1 protein-coding gene is annotated in these 545 nt (G+C 65.9%); it reads left to right on the forward strand.

The features are described 5' to 3' along the window. Window positions 1-72: 72 nt before the first annotated feature. Window positions 73-545, forward strand: a 473-nt coding sequence (locus tag ON29_RS29830; RefSeq protein WP_217999343.1) for an HEXXH motif-containing putative peptide modification protein, incomplete at its 3' end; no start/stop codon positions are given.

Consider the following 545-nt stretch of genomic DNA (forward strand, 5'->3'; position numbering starts at 1 on the left):
GCGGCGTCGGCGCACAGTTTGTCGGATGAGCAGTTCGCTCGGTTGGGGGCTGGTTTCGGGGATGCTGAGGCGGTGAGTTGGTTGGGGGCGGCGCAGTCGTCGATTCAGCGTGAGTTGGTGGCGGCGGTGGGGCGGTTCGGGCCGCAGGGGGATAAGCGTTTCACTGATGCGTGGGATTTGCTGGTGTCGTTGGATGCTGCTGTTCCGGAGGCTGTTGGTGTGGTGTTGGCTCATCCGTATACGCGGGTGTGGGCGGTTGGTCTGCTGGATGGGATCAGTCGGGGTGAGTTGGTGGAGGAGGATGTGTATCACTTGGAGGCGGTGGCGGCGGCTGCGGCGGTGCGTGCGGGCCGTGATGTGCGGGTGCCGGTTCCGGTGCGGGGTGGTGTTGCGCCGTTGCCGACGTTCGGTGCGTTGGTGGCGGGGTCGGGGGATCGGGTGTGGATCGATGCGGGTTCGGTGGCGGGTTTGGATTTGGTGCGGCCGTTGCGTTGTTTGACGGCGGAGGGGATTTCGGTGGTGCTGGAGGACACCGACCCCTACCG

This window comes from Nocardia exalbida NBRC 100660 (genome assembly GCF_000308575.1).
Classification (GTDB): Bacteria; Actinomycetota; Actinomycetes; order Mycobacteriales; family Mycobacteriaceae; genus Nocardia; species Nocardia exalbida.